General features: G+C 48.9%; 1 protein-coding gene. It reads right to left on the reverse strand.

Features of this window, described 5'->3' with window-relative positions:
- Positions 1 to 350, reverse strand: a 350-nt coding sequence (locus HBA93_RS19575; RefSeq protein WP_221724403.1) for a phage tail tape measure protein, incomplete at both ends; no start/stop codon positions are given.

A 350-nucleotide genomic window follows, 5' to 3' on the forward strand; every position in this document is an offset into this window, starting at 1 on the left:
CCTTTCATGCCGATGTTAAACTCTTCGAAAAAGCCGGTGCGTTTTTCTAAAGATGCAAAAACATCCAGCACGCCATTGAGCGCACTGTTGATGGTCGGCAGCATGCTATCGCCAATACCAATGCCAAGAGCGATGAAATTGTTCTTCACTTTATCAATGGTGTTGGCCGTGGTTTCTGCACGAACCCGATATTCCTCAAAGGATGAGCCTGCATATTTCGCACTATCACTCACCATGTCCAGCTGGCGGCGAAGATCCGTTGAGTTATTGATCAATGGCATCAAAGCGCGTGCTTCGTCACCAAACAAAGCACTGGCGATGGAGATACGCTGCCACTCAGGCAGCTTCTG

It is taken from the genome of Ochrobactrum sp. SFR4 (genome assembly GCF_019730395.1).
GTDB lineage: Bacteria > Pseudomonadota > Alphaproteobacteria > Rhizobiales > Rhizobiaceae > Pseudochrobactrum.